This window comes from Calidifontibacillus erzurumensis (genome assembly GCF_013303125.1).
In the GTDB taxonomy this organism is placed as follows: Bacteria; Bacillota; Bacilli; order Bacillales; family Bacillaceae_J; genus Calidifontibacillus; species Calidifontibacillus erzurumensis.
In genome coordinates this window covers 1-16,939 of the sequence record NZ_JABTTE010000017.1, presented here as the reverse complement: position 1 = coordinate 16,939, position 16,939 = coordinate 1, and the positions used below count along the sequence as shown (strand labels likewise).

Here is a 16,939-nt window from a genome sequence, read left to right as displayed (position 1 = left end):
TTGAAACCCATTATTTTGATGTGGAGACGTTTGGACTCCTTGAGTTTGTAAACCACTATTTTGATATGGGGACAATTGAGTCCCTTGCATTTCCAACCCACTGCTTTGATGTTGGGATGTATGAGCCTCTTGCATTTGCAACCCATCGTTTTGATGCAAGGACGCCTGAGCCCCTTGATTTTCTAATCCATTATTTTGATGTGGGATTGCTTGGGTTAATTGAGTTTCTAACCCACTGCTTTGATATGGGGACGCTTGAACAGCTTCGCTTTGCAACCCAGTGTTTTGGTGAAAATGCGACTGTGACTCTTGAGTATGATCCCCACTATATTGATGATGGCTCTGGGACTCTTGATTTTGATACCCGCTGTTTTGGCCGGAATGCGATTGGTTTCCTTGAACTTGCCAACTACTGCTTTGTTGTACAGGTACCTGTTCCCCTTGAGTTTGCCATTCAGACTGCCCGTATTTCACAATTTGCGTTTGAACACTTGATGGATTTTGCTTTCCGATACCTTTTTTATCTTTTGTAGCTGACATTTTTTTCATAAGTTTGATCCAATCACGATTCATCTTTTTCACCCTTTAGTCCTCAGTAAAATCTTGTTTTATGTTTTGAATTTCTTTAGAAATTTATACATATTCAGTCATATTGCGCCTACATTGGAAGACATCTATCATAAAAACGAAAAGGGCTGTTCAGAAAGAGACCTCTGAACAACCCTTTTTGTTCACTTCAGCGAATGTGTTGCATCATTTATTACATTTTTAAACTTAAGGATGGTCCACTTTCATATCCATCAATATCGATGTCTGAATTACTCTTTTTTCTTTTTTACATCTTTAGAAAAATAAGGCTCTTCTGCTGTTTCAAAACCGAATGTAGGAATAGGCTGATCTATAACTTTTGAAGGTTGCTCTATTGTAGTCATGCCTCTTATTTTCAAAACCATATAAACCGCTCCATAAAAAACTAATAATAAAATACCTGCTGCAAGCCCTTCTCCTTGTCCAGGAATTAATGGCATGCTCACTATAATAGCAATGAGAGCAGCAAGTACGATCCATGAAGCAAATGGATAACCCGGGAACTGGCAACGCCCTTTCGGCGGACATCCATAAAGTTTGCGAAACTTCCAATGCACAGCAACAATGACTGCATACGTAAACAAGATTGAAAAACCTCCGGAGCCAATTAAAAATACATACACTTGTTCAGGAAGAAACATGCCCATTCCTAGTCCTAATAACATCGCTACACCCGAGAATAAAATTGCCCTAGTTGGATTATTTCCTTTAATCCAAACAGGGGCAAACCCTCTATCTGCCAGTGATTGAATCATTCGACTTAATCCAAAAACAGCAGCTAACATTGTAGATAAAATAGCCGTTACTAACACAATATTCATCACATCACCGGCCCAGCCCAATCCATGCAGATTCAAAGCAGTAACCATTGGACTTGAATCTTCTACGACAAGATTGACTGGGATTAAAAATAATAAAGTTATAATTCCGGCTAAATACAAACTAACAAGACTTACCACTGTATAACGAATTGCTTTCGGCACTGTTTTTTCAGGATCTTTAGTTTCAGAAGCAGCTAAACCAATGATTTCAAAACCCGCGAAAGTAAACATAACAATTAGCATGCTACCTGCTATTCCTCCAATTCCTCCTGCAAAAAACGAATCAAACGTAAACATTTGAGCTCCTGCATGAGGAATATCTGTCATAAAACCTGCGATGAAAATAATGCCGATTATAACAAAGGCAATAATTGCTAATATTTTTACTGTTGCAAGAGAACTTTCAATCTTGCTTAGACGTTCAGCTCCTAACAAATTTATTAATGTAACTAAAATAATAATAAAGGTGCCTGCAAGTGTGACGGAAAGCGCTGGAAACCATTGTTGCAAAAGGATTGATACAGCGATTGCTTCACTTGACATTGCGAACACCATACCAGTCCAATATACCCAACCGACGACGAATCCAAGACCGGGACCAAATGCTTTCTCAGCATAAACGCGAAAGGATCCATGGGCAGGATCAGCAACCGTCATTTCGGATAATGCAAATAAGATAAAATAAACTAAAATGCCACCTAATATGTAGGAAATAATAACAGCTGGACCTGCTGATCGGATCGCAACGGCAGATCCGAGAAAAAAAGATCCCCCTACTACAGTACCTAAAGCTAGCATCGTTAATTGCCATGTTGATAATCCCGATTTCATGACATGTCCCCCTAGTATTTTGATTGAACCTAAACCTAGTATGGACGAACGGAAACTGTCATATGTGTTAAAAACACAGACCTATTAACTACAATTTTTATTTCAAAAAACTATTGACGAATCTTTTTAAATTTTGCTAATATATCATTAAATTATTTTTCCGATATATAATTTCAAAAAAATCGATGATGAGAACAAGTAAGATAAAATCCCTGATCTACAGAGAGTCGAGGTTTGGTGAAAATCGACGTTCAGGCTTTATCCGAAAATCATCTCTGAGATGCAAAGCTGAAATTCAGTAAGCTTTGACGGACTTTCCACCGTTACAAAGGAACGCGTATGATTGTACGTTGAACGAGAGCCGTATGTGTTTTTTTATATACGGAAGTAGGGTGGTATCGCGAGTATAAACTCGTCCCTAATTTAGGGACGAGTTTTTTGTTTTATTAAAATAATGAAGAGGGGTAGTAGAATGAAAAGACAAGACACATTATTTATCGGTTTTATGTTATTCTCAATGTTTTTTGGGGCAGGTAATTTAATTTTCCCTCCTGTGCTAGGAATAGGAGCTGGCACAAATTTCTGGCCAGCAATTGCTGGTTTCATCGCAACCGGAGTCGGTTTGCCGTTGATTGTCCTCATTGCTATTTCAATTGTTGAAGGAGGAGTACAAACAATCGGTAATCGGGTTCATCCACTATTCAACACAATTTTCATGGTGAGCATTTATTTAAGCATTGGACCATTTCTAGCCATCCCAAGAAATGCAAATGTGGCTTACGAAATGGGTGTAGCACCTTTTCTAAGTGATCGCATCAATCCTGTATTGGTATTGTTTGTTTTTACACTCTTGTTTTTTAGCCTTGTATATGTTGTTAGTTTAAACCCAACTAAAATGGAAAAATATATGGGACGTTGGATTACACCTGTGTTGCTTGTTACGATGATCGTGCTTTGTGTAACAAGCTTTGTCAAACTTGATGTACCTTTAGAGAATCCATCAGCACAATATGAAAGCGCCGCTTTTTTCACAGGTTTCTTAGAAGGTTACAATACAATGGATGCACTAGCAGCTTTAGCATTTGGAATTGTTATTCTTTCAGCTATTCAAAAACGCGGTATTAACGATCGAAAAACTTTAAGGAACTATACAGTAAAATCAAGCTTAATTGCTGGTATTTTACTATCGCTCGTTTACATAAGCCTAGGTTTAATCGGAGCAAAAATGGCAGGTAGCGGGTCTTATGAAAATGGAGCAGCCATCCTTTCTGCAACGGCTTCTTCAATGCTAGGCCAATTCGGTACAATCCTTCTCGGATTCATTTTTATGCTTGCTTGTTTTACTACTGTAGTCGGCTTAACAACAGCATGTGGACATTATTTTTCTAATTTGATTCCAAAGTCAAGCTATAAAGGTATCGTTTTGGCAGTAACGCTCACTGGTTTTACATTATCAAACTTAGGACTTGCTCAAATCTTAAAAGTATCTGTTCCTTTTCTAGTAACGGCTTACCCTTTAACAATCGTATTAATCACATTAACATTCTTTAATCGTTATTTTAGAAATCCGAAAAAAGTATACGGCAGTGCAATTTTATTTACCGGAATTTTCGCTATAATCGGGGGATTAACTGCTGCAGGGGTTAATTTAGGACCAGTCCAAACATTGAAAGAAATGTTGCCACTTGCATCCGTCGGTTTGGAATGGGTGGTACCTGCCATTGCAGGAACATTAATTGGCATATTCTTGAGTAACGTCGGAAACGAAAAGAATACAAATAAAAAACTAGAAACAACACATTCTTATTAGAAAGAGCTTTTTACACAAACAGCAGAAACTAGCAACCGAAGATCGGTGTAATGTACTGCAGATGGTACCGCAGACGGTTCACCAGAAGGGTCTGGCACCGCACTCCAGATGGTGCCGCAGACGGTACTCCAGAGGGGTCTGGCACCGCACCCCAGATGGTACCGCAGACGGTACTCCAGAGGGGCCTGGCACCACACCCCAGATGGTGCCGCAGACGGTTCACCAGAAGGGTCTGGCACCGCACTCCAGATGGTGCCGCAGACGGTTCACCAGAGGGGTCTGGCACCACACCTCAGATGGTGCCGCAGACGGTGCTCCAGAGGGGTCTGGCACCGCACCCCAGATGGTGCCGCAGACGGTGCTCCAGAGGGGTCTGGCACCGTCTGCGTGGCACCATCTGTGGTATATTTTTAAAACGGGAAGAATAGCGGGATGACAATGATCATGATGATAAACATGACTATCATCATAGGAATTCCAATTTTTACAAAATCACCAAACTTGTAACTACCTGCTGTCATTACTAAAGCATTTGTAGGAGATGCTACAGGTGTTGCAAATGCCATACTTGCAGCAACGGCAACAGCAATCACAAAAGGATATGGACTTACACCTATATTAATCGCAGCCTCCATTGCGATCGGTGCAAATAAAACAGCCGTTGCAGTATTACTAATAAATTGTCCGAAAACCATAGTAATAATAAAAATTCCTATTAATATCCCATAGGGGCCAAAACCACCAAGCAAATGAACAAGCCCTTCTGAAAGGATAGCCATCCCCCCTGTCTTCTCTAATGCTGTTGCGAATGGCAGCATACATGCAATCAATACAATGCTCTCCCAGTTCAATTGACTATACGCATCATCCATATTGCGCAAACATCCAGTAATAATCATTAATATTGCACCAATTAATACCGAAATAACAGCAGGAAAAACTTCAAAGATCATGAATCCAACCATCAAAAGGAGAATCAATCCTGCGATAGGCGCCTTTCCGCTGGCAGATGCCATACTTGCATGCTCCATCGGCTGGCCAACCACTACTACATCTTTCGTTTCTTTAGACAGCCGGTCAATATCTTCCCACGCCCCTTGAACGAGCAAAGCATCACCAAAGCGTAGCTGAACTTGCGACATATTTTTAGAAATATATGTACCCTTTCGATTAATGCCAATAATATTCAAATTAAATTTTTCTCTAAAGTTAATCTCATTTATTGTTTTATTAATAAAACTTGAGTATGGCGTTAAAAGAACTTCAGCAATTCCCATTTTGCCAGTCACTAGTTCATCGCTGTTTGTCATTTCAACATCCAAAAGAAGTTGAAAATCTTCCGCCATCTTTTCTACTTGCGAACGAGGGCCTTGAATAAATAGAATATCTTTCGCCTGAATGACACTGTTTGGACCGGCCATTTCTTGATAAGTAATCGGTAAGATGCTTCTCGCATCACCTGCTTTGCGGGCTATTTTTAAAATGCATAAATTATACTTTGCCGGAATTTTCAAATCGGAAAGTTTCATAGCTGTAATAGGTGAATGATCAAGGACTTGAACAAAGTGTAAATTCCCTTTCAAACGATAGTTTTCAATAAGTTCTTTTATTGACACCTGACTGCTATTATCTTGCTGCTTATTTTTTCCTTTCGGCAACAGGAAATTTCTAGACAAATATAAAAAAGAAATCCCAGTAATTGCAGCAATAACTCCAATTGGTGTAATATCCAAAAACTGAAGACGCTCATACCCATAATCAACTAAAGTTTGACTTACTATTAAATTGGGAGGAGAAGCGATTAATGTCATCAGTCCTGATAAACTCGCTGCGTAGGATAAAGGAATTAAATACTTCGAAGGATCTGTTTTTATACTCACCGCTATACTTATTACAATCGGTAACATGATTGCAACGGTGCCGGTATTACTCATAAAAGACCCAACAACAATAACAATCACCAATAGTAAAACGAATAATTTTCTTTCGCTATTACCTGACCACCGTAAAAGAAGATTTCCCACCCTTTTGGCAAGCCCTGTCCGAAGGATTCCTGCTCCAACGACAAACAGGCCCGCTATCATAATAACTACAGAATTAGAAAACCCAGAAAGCGCCTCCGCCGGCTCCAAAACGCCAGTAACGATAAGCGCTAATAAACTTAGAACACTTACTAGATCAGCGCGAATGCGATTTGTCATAAATAAAAGAACAGTGATGCCAAGGATCAAAAATGTGTAAAATAACTGCATTTCCACGTATCCTCCAACTTTATGCTGTCAAAAAAACTGCCATGATCTTTAGGCCACAACCCAGAATGAAATTACTTTCGTCAACATTTTCACAAAAAATGTACCCTTTAATATATTCCCATTTAAAAAACGGAAAGTTCCTATATTTTTTCTTGAATTATTTTACCCCAAACAAGCCCTCAGTCCTAATGAAAAGAATTTTCTCAGAAAAAGATAAAGGGGAGATGGCTCCCTCATTGCCTTTTAAAAAAGGACTGGAGGTTGCCCTACTCCCCTCGGATTCTTAACCTTCTTCCTATGGTTTATTCCAAATACAAGATCAATTATTTGGAACTTAATGTATCTTCTCTTGTTTCAAACTTCTTCCATTGCAAGTGTTTTTCTTTCTGTTCTTTCAAATGGGTTTTAATTGTCCTTAAAACTGTTTTTCTTAATTGCTTCTTTTTAGTCACAGCAATCATACCTCCATTTTTCATCTATGGGATTTTTTACTTGTTTACTCAGTTCAACAATCGTAAGTTTACAGAAAGGGACTTTTCTAACACTTGCTTCCAATTCCGTATTACAAGATAAAACGTTTTCAACAAAACAACCCTTACTTCGAACTTCTAACAAACTTTCTTCACAAACATCCAAACTACATTCCTGGCTACTAAAATCTATAACTATTTAAAAAAATTATTCATTAAAATTATAGATTCAGCTCCAGGCTACACCTCCTTTATTTTGTCATCAGGAGTAACTTCGATCTGGCTAGCTAAACTTACATAAATCATTTAAAATTCATTAAGCTTACAACTTTTCAAAACTTGCCATTACGTCATATGCAATTTGGAATGTAACCCATAGATGGTATAGAAGAAGGTATTTATGAAGATTATATAAAATTGATTGAATTTTCTCAATATAGTCCATCAAATTGCAACAAAAAAATCTTTAACAACTTTTTGAACCCCAAGGATGAAACTTATTTTCATCGCCATGTTACACAATGATTTCTGAACATATAAAAAAGCTGCCCTCAAATCAAAACTACATTTGCGGCAGCTTTTACATTCTTATTCATTTATAGTGGTTACTATAAAAATTCATATAGTGGCATGACCAAGAATAACTGCTAGTCTTTCTTGCAAATAATCATGCCCGCATTTTTCACGCTATTGATAAGTTCTTACGCATATTGGGTGAAACAGCAATTTCCAACGATTATTTTTTGAACGCTGTTCTCCGCCATTCGTTCATCTCTATAAAAACTTATTTAAAGCGATCCCCAACATACGTAAGAACCTATTAATAATTGCCATTAAAAATTAAACTACTATTACAAAGTTTTTAACGTACGTTTTAAAAATTCTCTTGTCCGCTCCTGTTTTGGGTTGTTGAAAATTTGTTCCGGTGGACCTTCTTCAGCAATAACACCTTTGTCCATAAAGACGATCCGATCTGACACTTCTCTTGCAAATTCCATTTCGTGGGTAACAATTAACATGGTCAAACCTGATTCAGCCAGTTCTTTCATAACTTTTAAAACTTCCCCTACCATTTCAGGATCGAGTGCGGATGTTGGTTCATCAAACAAAATAACATCTGGTTCCATTGAAAGAGCACGAGCAATTGCAACCCGTTGTTTTTGACCACCTGACAATTGTTTCGGTTTTGCATGAATAAATTTATCCATACCAACGACTTTTAAATATTTCATCGCTACTTTTTCAGCTTCTTCTTTGGATCGTTTTAAAACTTTTACTTGGCCGACAACACAGTTGCCCAATACATTATAATTGTTAAAAAGATTAAATTGCTGAAAAACCATCCCTAATTTTTGGCGGTAAGCAGTTATATCATGCTTGTCATCCAAAATATTTTCGCCTTTATAGATGATTTGCCCTCCGCTTGGCTTTTCCAATAGATTAATACAGCGAAGAAGAGTTGATTTTCCCGAACCCGAAGATCCTATGATACAAACGACCTCGCCTTTATTAACCGAAAAATTGATATCTTTTAAAACTTCATGGGCTCCAAAGGATTTGCTTAAATGTTGAATATCGATTATTTTTTCCACCCTTTTCTCCTCCTTCGCCTATTTGTTGCCGTCATACTTGTCAATTCTGCGCAGTGCATCTTCTGCTGTTTCTACTTGCATTTGGTTGCCTGGCACCATCATGAATGTGTCCGGACCTTCCAATTTTCTTTCAATATAGCGGAGTATTCTTGTAACGGTAAATGTCATGATAAAGTATAGAACACACGCTACAAAGAATGATTCAAAGTATCTAAAGTTATTTCCTGCAATTGTTTTCGTTGCAAAGAATAATTCAGATACAGAAATTACGTTTAATACAGAGGTATCTTTAATATTGATAACAAACTCATTACCAGTTGCCGGTAAAATATTCCGAATAACCTGAGGTAGTACAACATAGATCATCGTCTGAAAATGATTCATCCCAATTGCCTGTGCAGCTTCAAATTGCCCTTTGTCAATAGAAACAATCCCGCCGCGAACAATTTCAGACATATAGGCACCTGTATTGATCGATACGATAAAAATAGCTGCAGCCGTGCGATCCATATCGACTCCCAACGCTAGTGCAGATCCGTAAAAGATAACCATTGCCTGCACGATCATCGGCGTACCACGGAAAAATTCAATATAAGCAGAAAGAATGCCATTAACAACTTTTAATAAAACACGCTTTGATCCGCGCTCAGGCATCGGAATCGTCCGAATCACTCCAACTAATAAGCCGATAATTGACCCTAAAATTGTTCCAATAATGGAAATATAAAGTGTTACACCGGCTCCCCGAATAAACATGGGCCAGTTTTCTGTTACAATTTTCACTACCCATTCAAAGGTCATATTTCCCCTGGTTGCTATAATCTTAAGCCTCAAAATTTACACCGAACTAAGGATCGGTGACCTGCCGCGAAAGACCCATTCCATGCTGATGGAAGAGGAATTGCATTTCTTTTCATCCACCATTATTTGCAAACATTCCGCGGGTTCCTGCAAGGAACTGTATTTGCCATAGACTATTTCCTATATAGTTAATAGCCTATCGCAATCATTGATTTTAGCTCCAGGTTACACCTCCCATAATTTTTTATGTGGCTCTGAACTATAATTATTGAGGATTTCATCCCACATAGACAAGAGTGGATTTATATTGAAATTCTGTATATGATGGACAAATTTACCTAAGATAATTGCTGATTACACTTTGAGAGAATAAAAGGAATCTTCAGCAAGACACTTAAATTGAAGGTAAACTATAGTAAAAATCTTTGCGGAGTTAGTATACTGTTTTCCTCTAAAACACCACAAAGAGGCTATCTCAAATAGTGTTGGACGCCGCATACTTTCTATGCCAAATTGAAAAGCACCGTATTTGGATACCATACACTTCCTGAGACAACCTCTTTCACATCAAGATTATTGTGCTGCCGGTTGGTTTTTGATCGCAGCATCCATAATTTCTGTTCTTTCTTCCTCTGAAATACCTGCTAAAATTTCATTGATTTTATCTTTTAATTCACTGTCTTTTTGTAATCCGACAGCAATGGCTGTATCATCATCAGATGTTTTGAAGCCGTCTGTAAATTCAACCATTGCAAAATTTTCATTTGCAGCTGATGCACTAACAGCTTCCGGGCGCTCAGATACATACCCGTCAATAATTCCAGATTCTAATGCTACACGCATTGCTGGGAAATTATCCATTGCCGGTTGCTTGTTGACCCCTTCAATTTGATCAATGACAGAATAATGGAATGTATTTAACTGTCCAGTGATTTTTGCACCTTTGAAATCTGCAAGGGTTTTTGCGTTTTCATATTTTCCGCCTTTTTTCACAACCATAACTAAATCAGATTTATAGTAAATATCTGTAAAGTCAATTGTCTTTTTACGTTCTTCAGTTGGAGACATCCCTGCGATAATTGCATCAATTTTTCCTGATGTCAATGCTGGTACGAGTCCATCCCATTCTGTTTTTACAATCACTAATTCTTTTCCTAAACCTTCAGCGATTCGTTTAGCAATCTCAACATCATAACCGCCTGCATAATCTGGTGTTCCTTCAATTTTTACAGCACCATTTGAATCATCTGCTTGTGTCCAGTTAAATGGAGGATAACCAGCTTCCATTCCTACACGAAATACATCTTGTTCAGATGCATTAGACTGGCCATTTCCAGCATTTTCAGCGTTCTCTTGATTATTGGCAGTTCCGCATCCAGCAAGCAACAACAATGTTGAAAGCGCTATCGCCAATAATAACGACAAATTTTTTCTCATTCCCATAACCTCCTTCTGAAATCCCTTATCTTCCTTAATTAAAGTATTGCTAGAATTACAAAAAATACACACCACTCCTATATTCCAGATGATCTGCATCTATCATGCATGCCTTGTGAGTGGGATCTTCTGTTAGTAAACGCATAAAAACGACCTGAGATAACCTCAGGTCGCAAACGTCAATCGCCAAATTGCCAATTCCTAGAAATAAACGAAAGCAAAAAACTGGAATTTCCCAGTTATACTAGCTCTTAACGGCAGACCCAAACTGTAATAATAAAAATCATTACATTAAGGTGCTAACTTAATATTTTACCAATATATTTTAATTTATATAACAATCTCGCAAATCTGTCAACCAAATGTACAAAAAAACAGCCGTAAATAGTAAATTTCCATCTTGTCTTAATCCAATTATTTACATATATAAAAAATTTTCAATTTTTATTTTGAAGGACACATTATAAAGCTAACAAAAAAAAGCAAAGGAATTTCCCTTGCTTTTCTAACAACGCTGGGTCAAATGAACAACTAAAGACCGATCTTTTTATCAATTTTTGAATCTTTAAGAAATTAGCATAACGTACGCCAAATATTGCTAGTATTGGCCATTGAACTTTTTTCGATGATGTTGTAAGCCGCATTTGTGATTGCTTGCGCCAATGTATCACCCTTACCAACTGCATCATTAAAACGTACTTCTGAAACACCGTTCGTATTATATTCAAATCCGTACTTTTTCAAACGGTCTACAATAAGCATCGCATGATCAAGATTTTGTTCTGGCTGAAATTCAGATTCATAAATAAAGCGCTTATTTTCATAATCATACCATCTGTCCCAACGATTAAGTTTCCAACCTAAAATTCTCCGAGCAATCGCATCCACTTTGTTCATACCCCTATACCCCTTTTCGCAAAATATTGAACATTAAGTTTGAAATCATATTGTTATACTACAAATTCCGTTTGTTTGTATTTATTATATAACAGATTATATAAAATTGCCACTGCTAAATTTTTAAAATTTAAAAATTGTACAGAAATTTTTAAAAGAGGGTTTTACATTTTATCCCATTCAATATTTCGCAAATAGTGAAGAGCATAGAAAAACCAACATAGTTTATGCTGTAATGAAACTGCTCCCTATATTTCCAGCAACAAAACGCTTTGACAAATACGAATTTATCGCTTCATCATAGACAAATAGTAAAAGCTACCATTATTTATTTATGAAGTCGTGAAAACCGGATTAAATTTAAAATTGAATTATCCTTTTGATAATACTTTATTAGTCCCATTAAGTTTCTAAAAAATTTTAAATATTTTGATATAACAATTTATTTCACAATTATTAATATTCATGTTAAACTATTACTTGTTCATGATAGGAAAACATATGTATATGTACAGTGGAAAATATTATACTTTAAATTATATCGACATATAAAATCAGGAGGAATTTATGAAACAATTGATTCTCAGATGGAACCAAATAAGCCTCGTTAAACGAATACTTACCGGTATGATTATCGGTATCATCTTAGCTGTAACAATTCCAGAGCCAGTAAAATGGATTTCAATTTTTGGTTCTTTATTTGTAGGCGCTTTAAAAGCTGTTGCGCCAGTACTCGTTTTATTTCTTGTTATGTCAGCAATCTCCCAACATCAATCTGGCCAAAAAACAAATATGAAATCCATCCTTGTTCTATACGGCATTAGCACATTCCTAGCTGGATTTACAGCTGTTATTGCAAGCTTTTTATTCCCTGTCAGTTTAACACTTACAGAAGGTACTGAAGAACTATCCCCTCCGGGAGGCATTGCAGAAGTACTACGTACTTTGCTTTTCAACATTGTAGATAACCCGGTGAGTGCCTTAATGAATGCGAACTATATTGGCATCCTTACTTGGGCTGTGCTGCTTGGTATTGTGTTAAAAAATGGATCTGAAACGACCAAAAGTGTTCTCGCTAATTTTTCTGATGCTATTTCCCAAATTGTAAAATGGGTTATTAATTTAGCCCCAATCGGAATCATGGGTCTTGTATTTGACGCAATTGTTACAAGCGGAATTTCTGCTTTGCTAGAGTACGGTAAATTATTAATGGTTCTTCTTGGGACGATGTTTTTCGTTGCTTTTGTCATCAATCCAATTATTGTATATTTTCATATTCGCAAAAATCCTTACCCACTTGTTTTTAGATGTATTAGAGAAAGTGGAATTACCGCATTTTTCACACGTAGTTCAGCCGCAAACATTCCAGTTAATTTAAGTTTGGCTGAAAAACTTGGGTTGAATAAGGATACGTATTCCGTTTCAATACCTCTTGGCGCAACGATCAACATGGCTGGTGCTGCCATTACGATTTCTGTCTTAACACTTGCTGCTGTTCATACACTTGGAATAAAAGTTGATATTGGTACTGCACTTATTCTAAGCGTTCTATCAGCAATATCTGCAGCAGGAGCATCTGGTGTTGCAGGCGGATCACTTTTATTGATACCGTTAGCTTGTAGTTTGTTTGGCATTCCAAATGATATTGCAATGCAAGTTGTTGCCGTCGGCTTTATAATCGGTGTACTTCAAGATTCTTGTGAGACAGCTCTGAACTCATCCTCTGATATTCTTTTTACAGCTACAGCTGAATATGCAAAAATACGTAAAGAAGGAAAGGACTTTATTATTAACGCTTAAAATAAAAAGAGCGGACTGCAATGGCAGCCTGCTCTTTTTGCTTATAAAATCGTAACACATGGGAACTTTTGATAAAAAAAGACAAGCGCTAACTGCACTTGCCATTGAAATCGGAATGACAGGATTTGAACCTGCGACCTCTTGGTCCCGAACCAAGCGCTCTACCAAGCTGAGCTACATTCCGATATTTATAAGATATTATATTATGTTGCTTTTTTGGTACCTTTTTCAGTCAGATACAAATTTATTCACGTCATACAGCAGGTGGGCCTTAAACTCACACGAAATTGTTCTTACTAGAACCTGAATCTAGCGCATCTGTCAATCTGCCGCCACAGCTCATATTAATATGGTAAATGATAAGATAGCTGTTGCAAAAGTTCCAATTTGATTTTTTAGGACTGAAAATAAGATCTAAATTCAAGCTTTAAGAATTCGAATTTTTATCTTTTTTATTCCTTGTTGCCCACGAAAATAATCCGTAGAAAAACAAAATAAATAGAGTTTGAATGAAGTTTTCGAGCCACTGAAATGTCTTATCACTAAAATAATCAAAAAGTACAAGTAAAATATATATTACAAAGAAAAAATTAAATTGTGTACTAAAATGCGCAAGAATATCCCTCCAGTTACATTTCATCATTTTCCCAATTTTACCATTAAATCTACGGAGGGCATATTCAATAAAATTACAAGTTGATGAGCCACCTAATTAAGTGATATTACATACTTATTTTTAGTCTACAAAATTTATTCCTTTCCAATGATTATAAATGATGTTATCTCTTTAATCTTCGCAGTCTTACTTGCTCCAGTAAATTTATACACGTGACAGAAATCATAAGATTGATGAATGCCAATCACTTTCCCGTGTACCGAAGCTACATTTCCATGAGTGATAATATTGTAAATCAGCAATTCAGTGATTTTATCTTTGTGTAGGGTAGCCAATTTATTAATAAATTCTTCTTTTCCTTCAACAATTTCATTCCCTACAATAATCCATTTCATATCATCACTTATATTTTCTAATAAGAATGTTTTGTCCAAAGTAACAAACGCTATATTGAAATCTTTTAGTATGATTTTTTTGGGTGCATTGCCACAATCTTTAGGTACTGAAAGTTTAAGATCAGAAAATTTCATTCTTCCCTATCCTTTCTATCATTGTTATTAGTTCCTTTTCTAGCACCAATGAAATCAATTTGTAATTAAAAAGAATTGCACATAATTACCTTTTAATTAATAAATATGTCCAAGTCTCAGGAAACATAGTAATGGAAAAGGATTACATTTCCTATCTTACTCCTTCTAACTATTTTAGATTTATCGGCATCATTTTTTTATATTATTATTTACATGAAATATAGTACAAGTACTAACAAATTCTCCTTTTTATTAGATGGTTTTTCTCCATAAAAGTGAAAAAACGGAAAATGATCGGTATAGACATGATAATAAAAAATAGGCAGAACCCGATCTTTATAGGAACGCCTATTATTATTTTGTGCACAAAAATTTTTTGCAGTGAAAACAAGCAGTTATTTATGAAGAGGATTCCACTCGATGTATTAGATGTGCTATCTTCTCTGCTAGCACAGGCCATAAAGGCTTTGGCAGATCATGCCCCATTCCTTTGAATGTGACAAGCTCGGCACCTGGAATAGCAGATGCTACAGCACGTCCTCCACTTATATCAATCATTTTATCATCTTCCCCGTGGATAACTAGAGTTGGTACCTTTATAGAACGTAGTTGTTCTGTTCTATCACCCGATTTTATTACTGCTGCAGCTTGGCGCAACATCCCCAAAGGATCATGATCCCTATCCCAAGCAAGACCAGAGATTTTAGCAATGGCATTTTCATCTAAAGGATATTTTGGAGAACCAATAGCTTTACGTGACTGAATCTGCCAATCGATGTATGCTTGACGATCATCGTATGGAGGCGACCCCAAACTTGCCAACACTGAGTAGTCAGGCTGTCCTACCAAAGGGTTCCCAGTCGTTGACATCATAGATGTAAGTGAACGCACCCTTTCAGGATACTCTATAGCAATCGTTTGAGCGATCATACCACCCATTGATGCCCCAACTAAGTGTACACGATCATATCCAAGTGCATCCATGAGACCTACTGTGTCTGCTGCCATGTCAGAAAGAGTATAAGTCACTGTAGAAAAATCACCGGATTGTATCGCAGAAAAATCTGGGACAGGTGCATTGGAAAAGTGAGTTGTAAGACCAGCATCTCTATTATCAAATCGAATAAGGTGCAAGCCATGACGAGCCAGTTCCAAACAAAATCCTTCAGGCCAGTTAATCATTTGTGCACCAGCACCCATAATCAGGAAGACCGGAGGCAAAGCAGGATTGCCAATACGCTGATAAACAACCTTTATTTTCGACGGACCAACATTTTGAACACATTCTTCACCATGAATTTGAACTTTACTCGTATCCATGCTTAAATCCTCCTTAGACTAATTTATTTAATTCAGTTAAAAGCTGTAGGTTTATTATATGAGTGTACTTTAAAAACAAACAGTCTATAATTCATGTTTTTGCTATGTTATTATTAAAGTGGGAGAGGTTATATTTAAATTCGGATATTTATTATATCCGTTGTTCATACGAAAAGAGAGGCAACTTCTCATGCTAGGTGCACAACAAAAAGCCGGCTGCCTGAGAGGCTCAGGACAACCGGCTCTTTTTTTGATTCATTTATGCTTCAAGTGTTAGCACTTGAATTCTGGAATTTTTTTCAAATTATTCTACCTCAATACTAAAAACAAAACTTGCATCCCCTTTGTCCCACCTTGCATAAATGTCATATACATAAACACCTTTTTCTTTTGGAGCTATTAATTGGTTATCGTTAATACTTAATTCTTCTGTTTGCTCATCACTAATCCACAAATTTGCACGAACTGAATCTGAAAGAGGTTCATTTTTGAAATTTATCGACAATATAGATTCGGGAGATATTTTTTCAGGCACAACACGATGAAATTTTATGATTTCTGGAGGAGAAGCCATATCAACACATTTGCCGCCTAAAAAGCCACGCCAGCAATAAGAACCTTGAAACACAGTAATCGGCTTTCCATCAACTGTAATAGACGGCAAAGGTGGCTCACCACTTACAAATGTTTTACCAAAGAAAGCGAAAGCAATTAATAAAATAATGGGAAATACAAATAAAACAATTCTTTTCATACGATCTCCCTCTTTCTTATTCCAGAAAAGATACATGGAAAACAAATAATACATTTATAATACCATAGCCTTTCTTTAAAGTTTTTATAAAAGCGCTTATTATATTTTTGAACGTATTTTATAATTGTTTATATTTTTACAAACAATAAATAAAAATGTTTGTTATTTTATTGACTGCACACAAACTTTTTAATAATATATTTAAAGAAATCTAAACAAATTGCATCTTTGTTTATTTTTTCAATAGATAGGAAGTGCATCTAACAATGGAATTATCAAATACTTTCTGGAATGCCTCTCTTGAAGAGTTGAAAAATGGGTATATTGAAGAAAATAATTCCTTTATTTGTCTTTTGTGCGGGGAAAGAGTAGAAAAAAGGGATCGTTTATCCTTATGAAAATAGACTTTACGAAGCCGAA

General features: G+C 36.6%; 12 protein-coding genes, 1 tRNA gene and 1 other annotated feature. Of the genes, 2 read left to right on the top strand and 11 right to left on the bottom strand.

Annotated features, from left to right (window positions below):
- Positions 1–818: 818 nt before the first annotated feature.
- Positions 819–2,240, bottom strand: coding sequence for an amino acid permease (locus HR057_RS12060; RefSeq protein WP_173731696.1), 1,422 nt, complete (start codon positions 2,238–2,240; stop codon positions 819–821).
- Positions 2,241–2,416: 176 nt separating this feature from the next.
- Positions 2,417–2,663: a binding site (T-box leader), on the top strand.
- Between the two features lie 49 nt (positions 2,664–2,712).
- Between HR057_RS12060 and brnQ the strand changes: the two genes are divergently transcribed.
- Positions 2,713–4,050, top strand: a complete 1,338-nt coding sequence (gene brnQ, locus HR057_RS12055) for a branched-chain amino acid transport system II carrier protein (RefSeq protein WP_173731695.1) — start codon at positions 2,713–2,715, stop codon at positions 4,048–4,050.
- 410 nt (positions 4,051–4,460) lie between these two features.
- On the opposite strand, the gene HR057_RS12050 is transcribed toward brnQ, so the two are convergent.
- The 6 genes from HR057_RS12050 to HR057_RS12030 all read right to left on the bottom strand — a co-directional run bounded on the left by HR057_RS12050 (position 4,461) and on the right by HR057_RS12030 (position 11,499).
- A complete protein-coding gene (locus HR057_RS12050) occupies positions 4,461–6,302 on the bottom strand; it encodes an SLC13 family permease (protein ID WP_173731694.1) in 1,842 nt (613 codons plus the stop codon).
- Between the two features lie 323 nt (positions 6,303–6,625).
- Positions 6,626–6,754: a hypothetical protein gene (locus tag HR057_RS17240; protein WP_268990207.1), complete on the bottom strand. Its 129-nt coding sequence runs from the start codon at positions 6,752–6,754 to the stop codon at positions 6,626–6,628.
- An 869-nt stretch (positions 6,755–7,623) separates the two neighbouring features.
- On the bottom strand, positions 7,624–8,364 hold the full coding sequence (locus HR057_RS12045; RefSeq protein ID WP_329955880.1) for an amino acid ABC transporter ATP-binding protein: 741 nt from the start codon (positions 8,362–8,364) through the stop codon (positions 7,624–7,626).
- 18 nt (positions 8,365–8,382) lie between these two features.
- A complete protein-coding gene (locus tag HR057_RS12040) occupies positions 8,383–9,165 on the bottom strand; it encodes an amino acid ABC transporter permease (RefSeq protein WP_173731693.1) in 783 nt (260 codons plus the stop codon).
- Between the two features lie 573 nt (positions 9,166–9,738).
- Positions 9,739–10,602, bottom strand: a complete 864-nt coding sequence (locus HR057_RS12035; RefSeq protein ID WP_173731692.1) for a transporter substrate-binding domain-containing protein — start codon at positions 10,600–10,602, stop codon at positions 9,739–9,741.
- A gap of 573 nt (positions 10,603–11,175) precedes the next feature.
- A complete protein-coding gene (locus tag HR057_RS12030; RefSeq protein WP_173731691.1) occupies positions 11,176–11,499 on the bottom strand; it encodes a BC1872 family protein in 324 nt (107 codons plus the stop codon).
- A gap of 567 nt (positions 11,500–12,066) precedes the next feature.
- Here HR057_RS12030 and sstT point away from each other — a divergent pair.
- Complete coding sequence (gene sstT, locus HR057_RS12025) at positions 12,067–13,299, top strand: serine/threonine transporter SstT (RefSeq protein WP_173731690.1); 1,233 nt, start codon at positions 12,067–12,069, stop codon at positions 13,297–13,299.
- Between the two features lie 110 nt (positions 13,300–13,409).
- On the opposite strand, the gene HR057_RS12020 is transcribed toward sstT, so the two are convergent.
- The 4 genes from HR057_RS12020 to HR057_RS12005 all read right to left on the bottom strand — a co-directional run bounded on the left by HR057_RS12020 (position 13,410) and on the right by HR057_RS12005 (position 16,519).
- Positions 13,410–13,483 (bottom strand) — tRNA-Pro (locus tag HR057_RS12020).
- Positions 13,484–14,049: 566 nt separating this feature from the next.
- A complete protein-coding gene (locus tag HR057_RS12015; RefSeq protein WP_173731689.1) occupies positions 14,050–14,445 on the bottom strand; it encodes a nuclear transport factor 2 family protein in 396 nt (131 codons plus the stop codon).
- Positions 14,446–14,844: 399 nt separating this feature from the next.
- Positions 14,845–15,765 (bottom strand): alpha/beta fold hydrolase, encoded by a 921-nt coding sequence (locus HR057_RS12010; protein ID WP_173731688.1) that lies wholly within the window; start codon positions 15,763–15,765, stop codon positions 14,845–14,847.
- A gap of 304 nt (positions 15,766–16,069) precedes the next feature.
- Positions 16,070–16,519 (bottom strand): hypothetical protein, encoded by a 450-nt coding sequence (locus HR057_RS12005; RefSeq protein WP_173731687.1) that lies wholly within the window; start codon positions 16,517–16,519, stop codon positions 16,070–16,072.
- Positions 16,520–16,939: the final 420 nt, after the last annotated feature.